The sequence below is a fragment of the Actinoplanes sp. GCM10030250 genome, from assembly GCF_042666575.1.
Classification (GTDB): Bacteria; Actinomycetota; Actinomycetes; order Mycobacteriales; family Micromonosporaceae; genus Actinoplanes.
Window position 1 is genome coordinate 1 of the sequence record NZ_JBHTDO010000095.1, and the last position, 1,496, is coordinate 1,496.

Below are 1,496 nucleotides of genomic sequence, written 5' to 3' on the forward strand. Positions count from 1 at the left end.
CAGACACCCCAGCTTCTTGGATGTCAAGCTGCGGCGGGTTGTGTGCGGTGTGACCAGGCGGTCGTTTCGTTGTAGGAGCTGGTGGTTTTGAGGCAGCCGTGGAGGATGCCGACGAGGCGGTTGCCGACCTGGCGCAGGGCGGCGTTGTGGCCGACTTCGCGGCCGCGGAGTTCGTCGTAGTAGGCGCGGACGCCGGGGTCGTGCAGGATCGCGACGCCGGCTTGCATGTGCAGGGCGTCGACGAGGCGGTCGTTGTGGATGAACCGGGCGTGGACGGTCTTGGACTTGCCGGACTGGCGGGTGATCGGGGCGGTGCCGGCGTAGTTCTTGCGGGATTTGGCGTCGGCGTAGCGGCCCGGGGCGTCGCCGAACTCTGCGAGCACCCGGGCGCCGAGGATCACGCCGATGCCGGGCTGGCTGAGGTAGACCTCAGCGTCCGGGTGCTGGCCAAAATGGGCCTCGACCTGCCTGTCGAGGGTGCGGATCTCGGTGTTCAACGTTTGCAGGATCGCGACGGTGGCGCGGACGGTGGCGGCGTAGGCGCCGGCGACGACGTCGGCCTGGCCCAGGTGCTCGGTGCGCAGGGCCTGCTGGATCGCGGCGGCCTTGGCCGCGACGTCGTGACGCCGGGCCTTCTTCAACGCGGCGCTGATCTGTCCGATGGTCAGCTTCGCCGCCGCGGCCGGGGTGGGTGCCTTGGCCAGCAGTTCGAGGGTGTCGGCGCCGGTGAGCGTTAACACCTGGTAGGCGGCGAGGGCGGCGGGGAAGTAGTCGCGTAGCGCTGCCCGTAGCCGCAGGGTGTGGCGGGTGCGTTCCCAGATCAGGGTTTGATGTGCCCGGGCCACGACCTTGACCGCCTCGGCGATGTCGGAGTCCGCGGCGACCTGCCGCAGCTGGTGGCGGCGGGTCCGGACCATGTCGGCCAAGGTGTGCGCGTCGGCCTTGTCGCTCTTGGCGCCCGACAGTGACAGGCCTTCGCGGTGCCGAGCGGCCTGTTTCGGGTTCACTCCGTAAACCTGGTAGCCGGCCGCGACCAGCGCCCTCACCCACGGCCCGCGGTCGGTCTCGATACAGACCAGCACATCGGAAGGCTTCGCGTCGTCGGGCAGGAATCGGGCGACGAGCTCGTGGAAGCGGGTCATCCCGTCCACGCCCTCGGGCAGCCGGGCCGCGCGTATCGCCCGGCCGTGTTCGTCCTGCACCTCCACGTCGTGATGGTCTTCCGCCCAGTCATCGCCGACGAACAGCACTACGGTCTCCGCTCTGCCACGGGTCCATGTCAGCAGCCCGCGGAAGACTCCAGCGCCCTAATGGACCAGTGCTCACGCCAACGCTTCGGCGGGCACGACACCCCATCAGCCGTTCGTCTCCCGACCACGAGCGGGGGCACGTTCTGACGCTAGGACTCGTATCGGTCCAGGCGGCGAGAGTGCTCACCCACTCGCGGCTACCAGGCACCGAGTCTGCCAGCGGCTGACCCGGTAGCTCCCATTAGG

General features: G+C 69.3%; 1 protein-coding gene. It reads right to left on the reverse strand.

Translation table 11 applies throughout. The annotated features are described in order from the left end of the window. Positions 1–23: 23 nt before the first annotated feature. Positions 24–1,250 carry an IS110 family transposase gene (locus ACFQV6_RS44170; protein WP_378033726.1) on the reverse strand — a complete coding sequence of 409 codons (1,227 nt, stop codon included), beginning with the start codon at positions 1,248–1,250 and terminating at the stop codon, positions 24–26. Between the last annotated feature and the right edge of the window lie 246 nt (positions 1,251–1,496).